Origin of the sequence: Acinetobacter pittii (assembly GCF_022449185.1) — a bacterium.
Taxonomy (GTDB): domain Bacteria; phylum Pseudomonadota; class Gammaproteobacteria; order Pseudomonadales; family Moraxellaceae; genus Acinetobacter; species Acinetobacter pittii_I.
On the sequence record NZ_JAKUKO010000004.1, the window covers coordinates 268,098 to 282,900 of the forward strand.

The window sequence follows — 14,803 nt, forward strand, 5'->3', positions numbered from 1 at the left end:
GAGTTGAACAAAATAAAAAAAAGTATTGAATAATCATGGAAGTCCAATATGGGTCATGTTGATTACGATAGCACATTGATCGTCGGCTCTTTTATTGCAGCTGGCTTCATTTGTTATATTGTAATTTCCATGGAACAGCTAATATTCAAGCAAGTCTATAAGAAATTTGAGTCCTTAATTTTATTTATTAATGGATTGCTACTCGCCTTAGCAATTAGCATTGTCCATATTGTTGGTATACAAGCTTATCATCTGTTTGATACAGCCCACTCTAATATTCCTTTAATTGCAATTTCTTATGCTATCAGTGCGTTGTTATCTTGCATTGCGATGTGGCTGACTTCGCGTTTTACACTCCCTTTGTTTAGACTCATTTTGAGCTCGATTATTATGGGAATTGGAATTTCAGCCTCCTATTACATTAGCATGTTGGGCTGGAATATGAATGTTTATAAAAAAGATTACACTTCGTTTCTACTCTTATTTTCTGTATTAATTGCAATGAGTGGTTCAGGGCTAGCGTTTTTACTCGCTTATAAATTAAAAGATACTGAACGATATCGCTTAACTTTAAAAATCGCATTTTCAGTTATGATGACCTTAAGTATTATGGGGATGCACTACACAGCGCTTATTGCGACGAATATTACTGATAAGTTTATTAGCCAATATCAGGCTGAGCATGACTTATTATTATTCACAATTATTCTAGTGACATGTTTGGTACTCGTAGCAAGTTTTATTGTTGCAATGTTAGAGCAACGCCTTACTCAACAGAATTTAGAGCTACGTAAGGCAAACAAAGAATTAGCTAACCTATCTATACAAGACAATTTAACCAAATTGCCTAACCGCCTTTATTTGGTGGATTATGCTGAAGTCTTACTCTCAGATCATCGGTACAAAGACCAGAAAATTGCTTTCTTATACATTGACTTAGACCGATTTAAATCGGTGAATGATGCATTTGGACATCATGTGGGTGATCAATTACTTATTCAGATGGCAAACCGCTTACACTGGCAACTCAATGAGAAATGTAAACTGCTTAGAATTGGCGGTGATGAGTTTTTGCTTATTGCCGAAAATACAAATGCCGATGAAGCAGTTATTTTGGCTGAGAAAGTTTTACAGCTGATTCAGGAAAGTTATCAAATTTCTGGTAAAGAAATTAATATCTCTGCAAGTTTAGGGGTGGCACTATTTCCTGAGCACGGACAAAATGTTCAGGACTTACTCATGAATGCTGATGCCGCGATGCTTATGTCTAAAGAACAAGGCCGAAATACTTACACCATCTTTAGTTATTCAACACATCAACAAGAAACAAGAAGTCAGTCAAAACTGATCAATGATCTTTATAAGGCCGTAGAAGAAAAGCAGTTCATCCTATATTACCAACCAAAATTTAATACGAATCTTGAAATCTGTGGTGTTGAGGCATTAATCCGTTGGAATCATCCAGCTTTAGGAATACTCACACCACATATGTTCATAGAAGGGGCAGAAAAAACGGGTTTGATCATTCCAATGGGGTATTGGGCGCTTGAGCAAGCTTGCCTGCAAATTCAACAGTGGGAACGCAGTAACACTCCATTTTACCCAGTTGCAGTAAACTTATCTGCACTACAGTTCGAAAATAAAAAATTATTTAGTACGCTCGAAGCATTATTAAAAAAATACCAAATTCAACCTCATCACTTAATTGTTGAGATTACTGAATCAACAGCAATGCGTCACATTGATTTAAGTATTCGAGCTTGTGAACGACTACGTGATATGGGTATTCGTGTTGCAATTGATGATTTTGGAACTGGTCATTCGAGTTTCTTGTATTTAAAAGATTTACCTGTTGATGAACTTAAAATTGACCGTGGTTTTATTGTAGATTTAAAACCGGGGTCAAAAGAAGAAGTTATTTTAGAAAGTATTATTCACTTGGCGAAAAAGCTGGGTTTGACCGTAACAGCCGAAGGGGTAGAGACTCAGCAGCAAGTTGAGATTTTAACGCGTTTAGGTTGTCAGCAGTTCCAAGGTTATTTGTTAGGGATGCCTGTTCAGGTCGATCAACTGATTGATTCTCAAGGCGCCCATTTTGCTTAGTCTTTTTTAAATCGATTTTAAAAAAACTATATCTTATTTTTAAATTTTTCTTTAAAGATTAATAAATTAACATTGGGGTAATTCATTAAAATACCTAGATGTTGGTTATGCTTAATATGCAATATCTTGACATGAGTATGAAAATCGTAAATATAATAATTTATAAATATATACTGATAGTATAAAGTAATTCTAATAAGCCGATTGCTTTGGTATATAAAATTCAATATTTAAAATTAATTAATATAAATTACTATTAAGTTTATATAATAAATTAATATTTATTATTGGATTGTAAAATATAATTATTTAAATTTTTATATATTTTAAGAATTAGGAATCGTGGTGGAGTTTGGTTCATGCTCCACCGAATTAAAATATTGTGTATTTTTGTTAAAGTGTAGAGTTCTAGCCGATTTATAGGCTATGCAGTTTCGAACTCTTGAATTGCTTCGAATTTAATAATTTTTCTAATATAAGACCATGTTTTTTGGGAGTTAATTTGTGATTTATTTATTGTGCCATCAATAATAATTCCATCAATAATATTAAGGAAAAGACTAGTAAGTGTATGGGTATCTTTAATTTCTAATTCTAGAAATATTGAGAAAACCAATTTGTAAACCCATTCTCGGTATTTATTCACTTGATCTTTAAGAGAGGGATACAATTGCATGACTTCGATCGTCGCTTTTTTAAATAAACAACCATTGAAATCATCTGTATTGATCCAGTCAATATACCAGTTAAAAATACTTTTAAGTTTAATCAATGGATCATCAATATTGCTAATTTTTTGAAATAGAGAAGCCTGAACTTCTTGATTCCTTTGGCGAAGACATTCTTCAATTAAGTTTTCTTTAGAAGAAAAGTACTTATAAAAAGTCATTTTTGCAACGCCTGATTCAGCGATAATACAGTCAACTCCAATAGAGGTGTAGCTTTTCTGATTAAAGAGGGAGGTGGCTGTTGTTATAATATTTTCTCTTTTTGACATCGATTTATCCGTCACAAATATTTTTGATTAACTTTGCTATTGTAAAGTATGAAAGCTTAAATAAATTTTCTCTAATCATATTTAAAAAATTATATTTATTCAATATCTTGATTTGTTATTAAAAATAAAAATATATGTTTCTAATTGGCAATATTTTACTTTTTTTAAAAATTATTAATTAATTCGTTGATTTGTTGAGTTAACAAACATAATATAAAATTGTTAAGTTTTGGTTTGTGGAATTTATTTTAGCAATTGAATGCAAAATTTAAATAAAAATAAGACCTATAACTTAACTATAAGAACAAACTTTTTACTGAGAACGATTATGTCAAAAAAATTTGAAGACTTTAATAATCCAAGAGAAAAAGCATTGCAGGGGATGAGAAGTAGTATTCCTGCAAAACAATGGGATGAAAATTTAAAATTTCTCGAACAGTTAAGAAGTAAAATTGCGGAATTACCCGTTTCTAAACATCCTGCGATTGAGGTATTAAATAATGGGTATCTCGATAAAACGAGTTTAATTCGTATTCATTTAGAATATCGTCATGCAATTGTACAGATTTTTACTGATGCTTTACTACAAGCACAATTTCAGACCAAACAATTGGAACCTAAACTCCATTCTGGAGCTAAAATGTTTCCAAGAGTATTATTAAGTTTAAATATACTTGATGAATTTGGTTTCCGTCCGGGATTAGATAAAGATAACTACTATCTGGGTAATCCTGAATACGCTCACTATCCTTTGTATGAAGATTTGCTTAATGATTATGGCTTAACAGAGCTTGATCGTCGTAATTATAAACCATCAAAAATCGCTAATCAGGTTAGATCATTTTTAGAATCTTCGTATGATAATTATATTAAAGTCGTAGCATTGTTAGCAGTGGCCGAGGAAGAAGTCATTCTTTTTAGTCCTCCATTACGTCAAGCAACCAAATTCGTAAATATCGATGTTGAAGGTGGTGGTTACTATCATGTACATGGTGTATCTACGGATGAAACATCTGAGGCCGCTGATGACGATCATGAAGATGACTTGTGGTTTGCATTAGCACAAGCAATTACAAAAGATGATTATGAAAGCCTAACCAAGCTATGTATTGATTACTGTGCTTTATGGAATGAGTTTTGGGATGCACAAATTGCAGATGTTCAATTCATTGAAGAAAAGAAATTAGCGTAAAGATTCTATTAAGTCTTAATCAAGCCCCATCTCAAATAGGTGGGCTTTTTTAATTGTAAAATTTCTAAGGAGCTAAACTACATTCTCAAAAAAGATCTAAAAAGTTTGTGAATAACTCATGGTTTATCAACAATCATTAAACAGTTCTATAAATCTGCTACAATTACGCCAATTTTTATTTTGATCGACTTTAGGTCTTTGGCACTGCAATCTCCGCAGTAGGTGTATTTCATGAGTTTTAAAGATGAGTTAGCGGCACAGGTTGCTCAACGCCGCACATTTGCCATCATTTCCCACCCCGATGCCGGTAAAACGACTATGACAGAGAAATTACTGTTATGGGGTAAAGCAATTCAGGTTGCAGGGATGGTAAAAAGCCGTAAATCTGATCGCGCAGCTACATCTGACTGGATGGAAATGGAAAAAGAGCGTGGAATTTCCATTACCACTTCTGTTATGCAGTTCCCTTATAAAGGTCACACTATTAACTTACTTGATACACCGGGACATGAAGACTTCTCTGAAGATACTTATCGTACCCTAACTGCAGTTGACTCTGCGTTAATGGTGATTGATGGTGCAAAAGGTGTCGAAGAACGTACCATCAAATTGATGGAAGTTTGTCGTATGCGTGACACTCCGATTATTTCATTTGTAAACAAGATGGATCGTGAGATTCGTGAACCACTTGAGTTGCTGGATGAAATTGAGAACGTCCTCAATATTCGCTGTGTACCAATTACATGGCCATTAGGGATGGGGCGTGATTTTGCTGGTGTATACAACATTCTTGAAAACAAATTGTATGTCTACAAAGCAGGTTTTGGTTCCACCATTACAGATATTGAAGTGCGCGATGGTTATGACCATGCAGATATCCGTGAAAAAGTAGGTGAGCTGGCTTGGGCGTCTTTTGAAGAGTCACTTGAGCTCGTACAAATGGCGAATGAGCCTTTGGACCGCGAATTATTTTTACAAGGTAAACAAACTCCAGTTCTATTTGGTACAGCATTAGGTAACTTTGGTGTTGACCACGTGTTAGACGCATTTATGAATTGGGCACCAGAACCTAAAGCGCATCCAACACAAGAGCGTGTTGTCGATGCTAAAGAAGAAGGTTTTTCTGGTTTCGTCTTTAAAATTCAAGCCAACATGGATCCGAAACACCGTGACCGTATTGCCTTTATGCGTATTTGCTCAGGTAAATACGAGAAAGGTTTGAAGATGAATCATGTACGTATTGGTAAAGATGTTCGTATTAGTGATGCATTGACATTCCTTGCGGGTGAGCGTGAGCACTTAGAAGAAGCGTGGCCAGGTGATATTATTGGTTTGCATAACCACGGCACAATTCAAATTGGTGATACTTTCACAAGTGGTGAAAATCTACATTTCACAGGTATTCCTCACTTCGCACCAGAGATGTTCCGTCGTGTGCGTTTGAAAGATCCATTAAAATCAAAACAATTGCAAAAAGGTTTGAAAGAGTTGTCAGAAGAAGGTGCAACTCAGGTATTTATGCCACAAATTAGCAATGATTTGATCGTGGGCGCAGTTGGTGTACTTCAGTTTGACGTTGTTGCTTACCGTCTGAAAGAAGAATACAAAGTTGACTGTGTGTATGAGCCTGTAAGTGTTAATACGGTTCGTTGGATTCATTGTGATGATGACAAGATTCTCAATGAATTTAAGAAAAAAGCGCATGATCAGCTTTCTATCGATGGTGGTGGTCACTTAACTTATCTTGCACCAAGTCGTGTCAACTTGCAGATTATGCAAGAGCGTTGGCCTGATATTCAGTTCCGTAACACACGTGAACACTAATCTTTAAGATTTGACAGACAGCTTCGAACAGAAGCTGTTTTGTTTTGAAAAATAAGAAAGGATGATGAAATGAATTTGAATAGAAAGACAGCTATTGCACTTTTAGTTGCGGTAATCATATTACTTTTGGCTATTTGCCTTTTTGTCTGGAAAAGCTCTCAACCTTCATCATCTTCTCAAATGAAATCGGCTTCTACCCAAAATCAAAATATAGAGAAAGCTGAAGTACTACCATTTCTAAACTTGCAGCAAGTAAAAGCTGATTATGCTTTACCATTTTGTGAGAAGAAAAATTGTATTGATGTCGATATTCAAACGATAAAGACCCAAGATGCATGGCTAAATGAATGGATCGCGAAAAGTCAGGCTAAGGTAATTCAAGATCAAATTGATTTGAAAAAAGACTTAAGTTTGCAGCAAGCCATTAATGCTTATGTTAAAAAGTCTGATGAATGGCAAGATAAATATTCAAAGAATCGGGCTTACGAATTGCATCTTCATACCCGTATTGCATCGCAGCGTAACCAATACGTTTTATTGCAATTAGGACTTGATACCAAGCAAGAAGAGCTCACGATCAAAGATCGCTATTACTTTTTTGTGGCCGACCGAAAACTGCATAAGAGCTTAACTTTGTTAGATGTTTTAAAAAAGGATCAGCAAACAGCTGTGCATCAAATGGTGCAGGTGGCCTATCAAGACTGGTTAAAAAAGCAGACTGCTGACATAAAAAAAGAAGCACCAAAAACTTTATATTGGGGGCAGGCAGATTGGTTCTTTGATGGTGAAGGGGTTGGCTTACATTATCAGGCAAACCAGATTACTAAAGAAGCTCCACAGCTCGATATTTATTTATCTAAAGAACAGACCAAAAAAATATTACAACCCGAGGTTTATGAACAAATGTTTTAAGATGGTAGCAGAATTTGCAACCTCTATTTATATGCGCTAATTTCTTAGAAAGGCATAGCGTAATCTCCTTAGAATAAAAGGCAAAATATGATGTTATCTTCTAAAGCTTCACTGCGATTAACTTTGCTTGCTTCTGCTATATTTTTGGCAGCATGCCAACCTAAAGCTGATCCTAAGGATTCTCAAGAGCAGCAGAAACCAGCAGTCGAGGAACAAAAGCCAGTAGAGTTGACTTTGAAGGGTGAAACAATTCCTAGTAAGGTGGTTTTACCTGATTGTGATGGTAAAACTTGTCCAGAATTCACAGTTGAACGTTTGCAGAGTAATTTTCCATTTATTGACAAAATTCTAGATCAACAAATCTTAAGTACACTAAATCAAATTTTAGAAATTGCTGAACCTGATGCTAAGGGTACGCAAACGGAACAAAAAGCAGAAGCTTCAGCAGTGGCGGGTGCAGAGCAAAAAAATAGTTTTGATGCACAGGTGCAACGCTATGCAAATTCATTTATTGATTTAGATAATGAGTTAAAAGCTTTAAGTAGTAATCATCAGATTAATCTTTTAGTTAAACCTAAGATTTTGCAGGCTCAAGGTAAAGTTGTAACTGTAGTGCTTAACAGTAGTAGTTATTTAGGTGGAGCTCATGGCTCTGCTGCACAGTATTATTATAATTTTGATTTAAAAGAGCAAAAGCAAATTAAGCTTGAAGATTTATTACGTCCTCAGCAAAAAGCAACTTTAGAGAAGTTAGCCCATGAAGCCTTTAAGACATGGGTGATGGATTCTAAATTGGCTGATAATGTTGCTGACTATGAACAAGCATGGCCATTTAAATTATCTAATAACTTCTTGTTGGGTGAGCAAGGTTTAATCCTTCAATACGGTGAGTATGAAATTGGACCATATGTGGTTGGACTCCCTCGATTAGTCATTCCTTATGACCAATTGCAAGATGTGTTGAAAGAAGAATATTTGCCACAGCCTAAAGCCAAACCTGCTTCGGCACCAGTTGCAAAAAGTGCTGGCTAATGCATTTGTTTGATACCCATACCCATTTCGATGTTGCCGATTTTGATGAAGATCGGCAGCAGTTAGCATTTAATGCTAAAAAAGCTGGAGTTGATGCATTAGTCTTAATTGGGTTTGTGCAGTCACGTTTTGATGAGCTGGTGCAGATTCATCATCAGTTAAAAAGTTGGGAAAATGTGCCTACTTCTTATTTAGCACCAGGCTTACACCCATTTTATATTGAACAGCATCAACCAGAGCATTTGACTCATCTTGAACATATCTTGCAGCAAGAAAACTGCGTGGCTGTAGGTGAAATTGGCTTAGATACTTTCTTAAAAGAACATAAGCAGCCAGATGTATATGCAAAGCAAAAACAATATTTTGCAGATCAGTTAGAGCTAGCAGCCCAATACCAAAAACCAGTGTTACTCCACATTCGAAAAGCGCATGGTGATGTGCTTGCTATATTAAAAGCTCAAAAATTTAAATTTGGCGGAATTGCTCATGCCTTTAGTGGTGGAGTAGAAGAGGCAAAGGGTCTTATTAAGCTTGGTTTTAAAATTGGTGTGACGGGGCAGATCACCAACCCGAATGCGAAAAAACTTCATACTGTTGTGCAGGCTATAGGTGCAGGTCACTTGGTGATTGAAACAGATTGTCCAGATATGACACCGCTTTGCTGTCAAACCTCAACAGAACAGCGGACTCGTAATACGCCTGTTAATTTGCCTTATGTTTTACAAAGTTTGGCTGAAAATTTAAATATGCCAGAGCCAGATTTGGCTGAGTTACTGTGGAAAAACTCTCTTACTGCATTGAAATTATCGTAATAAAAATCAAAGATTAAAAATATTAACTAAAACAAAACACAGCGATTAAAAAAGAAGCTTAAAGTAAGAAAACAACATGTAAAAACGTGAAAAATAACATTGCCAGACGTGGGAGGATAACCCAATGGCTAAGTATAGCAATATTAATAGTTTTAATGCTTTACAGACGCTAACAGTAGGTTCCAGCAATTATCAGATTTTTAGCTTAGCCCAAGCAGAGAAAACGCTAGGGGATATTGCCAAACTGCCGAAATCTTTAAAAGTATTATTGGAAAACTTATTACGGTTTGAAGATCAGCATAGCGTTAAAACGGAACACATCCATGCTTTAGCAGAATGGCTAAAAAGCCGCACCTCAGATCAGGAAATTCAATATCGACCTGCGCGGGTTTTAATGCAAGATTTTACGGGTGTGCCAGCGGTCGTTGATTTAGCCGCAATGCGAGCAGCGATGGCACAAGCGGGCGGTGATCCTGAAAAAATTAATCCATTATCTCCTGTTGATTTGGTGATTGATCATTCTGTCATGGTCGACTATTTTGCCGATGATCAGGCATTTGAAGAAAACGTACAAATCGAGATGCAACGTAATGGTGAGCGATATCAATTTTTACGTTGGGGACAATCTGCATTTAATAACTTTAGTGTAGTGCCACCGGGTACGGGGATTTGTCATCAGGTCAATTTAGAATATTTGGCTCAAGCGGTGTGGCTAGGTGAAGATAATGGTCAGACTTTTGCTTTCCCCGATACTTTAGTGGGTACAGACTCACATACCACCATGATTAATGGTTTAGGTGTTTTAGGTTGGGGTGTAGGGGGTATTGAGGCCGAAGCGGCTATGCTGGGCCAACCGATTTCTATGCTGATTCCTGAAGTTATTGGTTTTAAATTGACAGGAAAACTACCAGAAGGGATTACTGCAACTGACTTGGTGTTGACCATTACTCAAATGCTCCGTCAAAAAGGAGTTGTGGGGAAATTTGTAGAGTTTTATGGAGATGGTTTAGCCGATTTACCACTGGCTGACCGAGCGACCATCGCCAACATGGCGCCGGAATATGGTGCGACTTGTGGTTTCTTCCCGATTGATGAAGTGACTTTGGGTTATTTGAAATTAACTGGCCGTCAAAGTGATCGTATTGAACTAGTCGAAGCGTATAGCAAAGCGCAAGGTTTATGGCGTAATGCGGGTGATGAACCTGTTTTCACCGATACTTTAAGTCTTGATATGAGTACAGTTCAGGCAAGTTTGGCAGGTCCAAAACGTCCACAAGATCGCGTGCTTTTATCAGAAGTACCTAAAACCTTTAATGCACTCATGGAATTAACGCTTAAACCAGCGAAAGAAGCTAAAGAGCGTTTAGAAAATGAAGGCGGCGGTGGTACTGCTGTCGAGGCAAAAAAAGCAAATATTCAACATGAAAGTCCATCTTGCGTGATTGAAGGAAAAGAATATCCATTAAATCATGGTGATGTTGTTATTTCGGCCATTACATCTTGTACCAATACTTCTAACCCGAGTGTAATGCTGGCAGCAGGGTTGCTTGCTAAAAAAGCGATTGAAAAAGGCTTACAGCGTAAACCGTGGGTGAAAAGCTCTCTTGCACCGGGTTCTAAAGTCGTGACTGACTATTTGCTGGCTGCTGGGCTTACGCCATATTTAGATGAGTTGGGCTATAACTTGGTGGGATATGGTTGTACAACCTGTATTGGTAACTCAGGTCCACTACCTGAGCCAGTGGAAGATGCAATTCAATGCCATGACTTGAATGTTGCCTCTGTACTTTCTGGTAACCGTAACTTTGAAGGACGCGTACATCCATTAGTTAAAACAAACTGGCTTGCTTCGCCACCTTTGGTAGTGGCATATGGTTTAGTTGGTAATATTCGTACCGATTTGACTACGCAACCTATTGGGCAAGGTAAAGATGGACAACCTGTCTATTTAAAAGATATCTGGCCAAGTCAGGCAGAGATTGATGCTGTCTTACAGAAAGTAAATACCGACATGTTCCACAAAGAATATGCTGCTGTGTTTGATGGCGATGAAAGTTGGCAATCAATCCAGATTCCAAAGAGTAAAACTTATGAATGGGCGGATGATTCGACTTATATTCGTCACCCGCCATTCTTTGAAGGAATTGGTGAACCGCCAAAACCGATTAAAAATATTGAACAGGCACGTATTTTGGCAGTGCTAGGTGACTCGGTAACGACTGACCATATTTCACCAGCGGGTAATATCAAAAAAGACAGCCCAGCAGGTCGATATTTACAAGAGCAAGGTGTTGAGCCAAAAGACTTTAACTCCTATGGTTCTCGACGCGGTAATCATGAAGTGATGATGCGAGGTACTTTTGCCAACATTCGTATTAAAAACGAAATGCTCGGCGGTGAAGAGGGTGGTAATACCATTCATGTACCAAGTGGTGAAAAGCTCGCTATTTATGATGCCGCAATGCGTTACCAACAAGAACATACACCGCTTGTGATTATTGCTGGTAAAGAATATGGAACAGGTTCTTCACGTGACTGGGCAGCCAAAGGAACAAATTTATTAGGCGTGAAGGCCGTGATTGCTGAGAGCTTTGAACGTATTCACCGTTCAAACTTGGTGGGTATGGGCGTGTTGCCACTACAGTTTGTTGATGGACAAACTCGACAGTCGCTCAACTTAACTGGTCATGAGGTGATATCAATTCGAGGTTTGTCTGATGGCGTTCAGCCTCATCAAATTCTTGAGGTTGATGTAAAAGGGCCAAATGGGGTAGCAAGTCATTTTAATGTGTTATGTCGAATTGATACGTTAAATGAGGTTGAGTACTTTAAGGTGGGTGGTATTTTGCATTATGTACTGCGAAATTTGATTGCTTCATAAATTGGCTAAGCTTGTACAGCCTTGTAATAAATATGAATGAACTAATGTTGGGTATATAGCCATATCCTTACTTTTTAAGGATAAAAAGTAACAAAAATCCTTTGTCGGGCTGACGGTATGTCCTTATACCGCAGCCCAACTGAGCGGCATCCATGCCGCCTGCCACACTAGTAATCAATAGTTTAAATCTTAAGCCGTATAATTTGATTAATAATCATAAGACTTGTCGTGAGTTTAAATATTACAGTCTCAAGTTTTCTTTGATCTAAAATACACTTTCTTCTGAAAAGCAGTAAAATACCTCCTGTGTTTTATATCCACTAAGAGTAGCAATGACCGATCTTCAACAAGATGAATATGACCGCCGTTTTGCAGGTGTAGCCAAAATTTATGGTGATTCATCGTTCCAGCACTATGAAAAAAGTCATGTGATGGTGATTGGTATTGGTGGGGTCGGCAGTTGGGCGGTAGAAGCTTTAGCGCGTACAGGTATTGGTGAGATTACATTAGTCGATATGGATGTGGTTGCAGCGTCAAATGTAAACCGTCAGCTACCTGCAATGACCTCAACTCTGGGCTGTGAAAAAGTTGAAATTATGGCGGAGCGTTGTCGTCAAATTAACCCACGTATTAAAGTAAATATTATTGATGACTTCTTAACGCCTGAAAATGTCACAGAGCTTTTAAACCCTGTACCAGACATTGTTTTAGACTGCATCGATGACGTTAAAGCAAAACTGGCTTTAATGCTGCATTGTCGTTTTAATAAGATTTCTTTGATTGTGTCGGGTGGGGCAGGTGGTAAGCTCGATCCACTTAAAATTCGTGTGGCGGATTTATCAAAAACAGAACAAGATCCGATGTTAGCGAAGCTACGTAGTCAACTTCGTGCTCGAGGCATCTGTAAAAAGCCAAAAGAGAAATTTGGTATTACCTGTATTTACTCAATCGATAATCCATTTTCTAGTGCAGATGTTTGCCCATCGGCGGGCTTACGTTGTGGTGGCTATGGTTCAGCGGTAGTGGTGACTTCAAGCTTTGCGATGATTGCTGTGGCTGAAGTTTTGAAAAAGCTTGATTTAAAGAAAGCTTAATTTAAATATTGAAAAGGCATGTGCTTATGTGAGTGCATGCCTTTTTATTTTTGAGAGAAACTATTTAATCATACAGCTCTATGTTGTCTTGCTGGGGCTGTGTGGGTAGTTGCTGATCATAAAATTTAAAGCACCATAAAATTAGAACAACAACGGTGAAAATGACAAACCCTTTTAAATACTTCATGAATAATTCAATCAATTGAATGGTCTTGATAAAATTCTAGTCAAGGATATTCATCTAATCTAATATAGAAAATAGACCTAATAATCTAATTTTGAGATGGTTATGCTCACATTAAAACAATTTCAATATTTTATAAAAATTGTTGAAGAAGGGAGTTTCACTGCTGCTTCAGAGAAATTATTCATTGCTCAGTCTGCTTTAAGTCGACAAATGAAACTATTAGAAGAAGAAATTGGTTTTCAGTTGTTTGATCGCACGGATAAAAGAGCAAAACTCACATTGGCAGGAGAAGTTTTCTATAAAAAAATAAAAGATAATATGCATTATTTAAATGAAATCATTGCAGTTTCTAAGGATATTGCGGAAGGAAAAAATCGTCAGATTAAAATTGCTCATTCGAGCAGTATTATTATGGATGATAAAAAGGTTCAGATATTAAAAGAAATTAGCTTAACGCAACAAATCAATTTTGAGATCAATACCTTGTCATCTGAGCATCAGATTTTGGCTTTACTGAATGGGGAAATTGATATTGGTTTGATTAGACCACCAGTTCGGCACATATTAGATGACGTCAATGTTATTAAATTATATAAAGAACCTTTAATGGTGGCTGTGCACATTGATCATGCTAAGTTTCTAAATAAAGAGAAGGTCGAAGTCAGAGATTTAAAAGATGAATACTTCGTTTCTACACCCCATTCTAAAAGAGGTGGATTAAGCTATTTAGTTTCAAATCTATGTTTAGCCGCAGGTTTTAACCCACCTAAAGCTCCAATCCAGTCGCGTAAGATCTCACAATTACAACTTGTGGCAGCAAATTTAGGGATAAGTATTGTGCCCAAAGAGTTTCAGCAGATTTTGCCAGCTCACGTGAAACTATTACCTTTAACCGATCAGTTATCAGTTTCTGAAGTGGTTTTGATCTATAGAAAAGATAATGATGAAATAATTCAGCATTGTGCCGAACGCATTCACCAAATTTTTCAATCTTAGAAAATTGATTAGGCAGCTAATCTATAGTAAGTATAAGTGACGTTATCATCTTTATAGACGTCATAGCTATTTTGTTTGAAGTCAGAGACCCATTCACTTCCGGTGTACCCTGCGATGTGTCCATAAATGTGGTTGCGGGTTCTGTGAATGATATAAATGTCACCTTCTTGAGGTTCGTCGAAGGCTGGATCAATTTGTTTATAGCCAATCTTTTTGAGAGTATCGCCCCAATCTGAAGCTGCGATTGGATGGTTTTCAACATTCGCACCAGCAGATTCGAGTGCAAGACGGATACTACGTGCGCATCTAGCTTTACTGCGTCTAGAAGTAACGCTTTCTAATTTTTCTACAAACTTTTCTACATCGATGGGTGGGTTGGTTGAAGTTTGAGTTTGATGATTATTGGGTTTCATGGTGAAAGGATAAGGTAGGCTGGGTGCGCTGTGCGATACAACAATGGCTGCCTGATTTGAATCCTGATACATGTAATTATCAGCTACTTGTCCGTCATAAATAATCATCGTGAAATCTCTACCGTGCTACCTATATCCATATTAAAAAATCACCACCTACCTGTGGCGTTCAGAGATACTAATAGGCGTATCTTAAAAGTTTTGTTTATGTTATGTAATAACGTATCTTTTTTCCAGAGGTATCTGCCTTGGAGTGAAAAGATACTTATCAAAAGAGATGGTCAAAAATAGTGAAATTTAAATTATTGATATCATTGTAAATAAATAACTAATCAGAGCTTAAATTTGAATATTTTGTTC

At 37.0% G+C, this 14,803-nt stretch carries 12 protein-coding genes; 9 read left to right on the forward strand and 3 right to left on the reverse strand.

Annotated elements, in window-relative coordinates; translation table 11 throughout:
• Positions 1-48 precede the first annotated feature (48 nt).
• Positions 49-2,103, forward strand: a complete 2,055-nt coding sequence (locus MKX14_RS11575; protein WP_044101201.1) for a bifunctional diguanylate cyclase/phosphodiesterase — start codon at positions 49-51, stop codon at positions 2,101-2,103.
• Between the two features lie 424 nt (positions 2,104-2,527).
• Here MKX14_RS11575 and MKX14_RS11580 read toward each other — a convergent pair whose 3' ends face one another.
• On the reverse strand, positions 2,528-3,100 hold the full coding sequence (locus MKX14_RS11580; protein ID WP_044101200.1) for a TetR/AcrR family transcriptional regulator: 573 nt from the start codon (positions 3,098-3,100) through the stop codon (positions 2,528-2,530).
• A 328-nt stretch (positions 3,101-3,428) separates the two neighbouring features.
• Between MKX14_RS11580 and MKX14_RS11585 the strand changes: the two genes are divergently transcribed.
• From MKX14_RS11585 to MKX14_RS11615, 7 genes are all read left to right on the forward strand, one after another.
• Positions 3,429-4,292, forward strand: coding sequence for a hypothetical protein (locus MKX14_RS11585; RefSeq protein WP_044101198.1), 864 nt, complete (start codon positions 3,429-3,431; stop codon positions 4,290-4,292).
• A 231-nt stretch (positions 4,293-4,523) separates the two neighbouring features.
• A complete protein-coding gene (prfC, locus tag MKX14_RS11590; RefSeq protein WP_005066204.1) occupies positions 4,524-6,116 on the forward strand; it encodes a peptide chain release factor 3 in 1,593 nt (530 codons plus the stop codon).
• Between the two features lie 69 nt (positions 6,117-6,185).
• The gene (locus tag MKX14_RS11595) at positions 6,186-7,028 is read left to right on the forward strand and encodes a hypothetical protein (protein WP_240282484.1); all 843 of its coding nucleotides are present in this window, start codon (positions 6,186-6,188) and stop codon (positions 7,026-7,028) included.
• A gap of 90 nt (positions 7,029-7,118) precedes the next feature.
• Positions 7,119-8,060, forward strand: coding sequence for an RsiV family protein (locus MKX14_RS11600; RefSeq protein ID WP_240282518.1), 942 nt, complete (start codon positions 7,119-7,121; stop codon positions 8,058-8,060).
• The gene (locus MKX14_RS11605; protein ID WP_240282485.1) at positions 8,060-8,872 is read left to right on the forward strand and encodes a TatD family hydrolase; all 813 of its coding nucleotides are present in this window, start codon (positions 8,060-8,062) and stop codon (positions 8,870-8,872) included. The genes MKX14_RS11600 and MKX14_RS11605 overlap by 1 nt, the downstream gene beginning before the upstream one ends.
• Before the next feature lie 124 nt (positions 8,873-8,996).
• On the forward strand, positions 8,997-11,753 hold the full coding sequence (gene acnA / locus MKX14_RS11610; RefSeq protein ID WP_240282486.1) for an aconitate hydratase AcnA: 2,757 nt from the start codon (positions 8,997-8,999) through the stop codon (positions 11,751-11,753).
• Between the two features lie 332 nt (positions 11,754-12,085).
• Positions 12,086-12,847, forward strand: a complete 762-nt coding sequence (locus MKX14_RS11615; protein ID WP_240282487.1) for a tRNA threonylcarbamoyladenosine dehydratase — start codon at positions 12,086-12,088, stop codon at positions 12,845-12,847.
• Positions 12,848-12,911: 64 nt separating this feature from the next.
• Here the strand turns inward: MKX14_RS11615 and MKX14_RS11620 are convergent, their stop codons facing one another.
• Positions 12,912-13,034, reverse strand: coding sequence for a hypothetical protein (locus MKX14_RS11620; RefSeq protein WP_002117232.1), 123 nt, complete (start codon positions 13,032-13,034; stop codon positions 12,912-12,914).
• 96 nt (positions 13,035-13,130) lie between these two features.
• Here MKX14_RS11620 and MKX14_RS11625 point away from each other — a divergent pair, with 96 nt between their 5' ends.
• A complete protein-coding gene (locus tag MKX14_RS11625) occupies positions 13,131-14,030 on the forward strand; it encodes a LysR family transcriptional regulator (protein ID WP_240282488.1) in 900 nt (299 codons plus the stop codon).
• 8 nt (positions 14,031-14,038) lie between these two features.
• On the opposite strand, the gene MKX14_RS11630 is transcribed toward MKX14_RS11625, so the two are convergent.
• Positions 14,039-14,551, reverse strand: a complete 513-nt coding sequence (locus MKX14_RS11630) for a hypothetical protein (RefSeq protein ID WP_133480862.1) — start codon at positions 14,549-14,551, stop codon at positions 14,039-14,041.
• Positions 14,552-14,803 lie beyond the last annotated feature (252 nt).

Coding starts and splice junctions, on each gene's coding strand:
- MKX14_RS11575 (WP_044101201.1), top strand. CDS start 49: ATGGGTCATGTTGATTACGATAGCACATTGATCGTCGGCTCTTTTATT.
- MKX14_RS11580 (WP_044101200.1), bottom strand. CDS start 3,100: ATGTCAAAAAGAGAAAATATTATAACAACAGCCACCTCCCTCTTTAAT.
- MKX14_RS11585 (WP_044101198.1), top strand. CDS start 3,429: ATGTCAAAAAAATTTGAAGACTTTAATAATCCAAGAGAAAAAGCATTG.
- prfC (WP_005066204.1), top strand. CDS start 4,524: ATGAGTTTTAAAGATGAGTTAGCGGCACAGGTTGCTCAACGCCGCACA.
- MKX14_RS11595 (WP_240282484.1), top strand. CDS start 6,186: ATGAATTTGAATAGAAAGACAGCTATTGCACTTTTAGTTGCGGTAATC.
- MKX14_RS11600 (WP_240282518.1), top strand. CDS start 7,119: ATGTTATCTTCTAAAGCTTCACTGCGATTAACTTTGCTTGCTTCTGCT.
- MKX14_RS11605 (WP_240282485.1), top strand. CDS start 8,060: ATGCATTTGTTTGATACCCATACCCATTTCGATGTTGCCGATTTTGAT.
- acnA (WP_240282486.1), top strand. CDS start 8,997: ATGGCTAAGTATAGCAATATTAATAGTTTTAATGCTTTACAGACGCTA.
- MKX14_RS11615 (WP_240282487.1), top strand. CDS start 12,086: ATGACCGATCTTCAACAAGATGAATATGACCGCCGTTTTGCAGGTGTA.
- MKX14_RS11620 (WP_002117232.1), bottom strand. CDS start 13,034: ATGAAGTATTTAAAAGGGTTTGTCATTTTCACCGTTGTTGTTCTAATT.
- MKX14_RS11625 (WP_240282488.1), top strand. CDS start 13,131: ATGGTTATGCTCACATTAAAACAATTTCAATATTTTATAAAAATTGTT.
- MKX14_RS11630 (WP_133480862.1), bottom strand. CDS start 14,551: ATGATTATTTATGACGGACAAGTAGCTGATAATTACATGTATCAGGAT.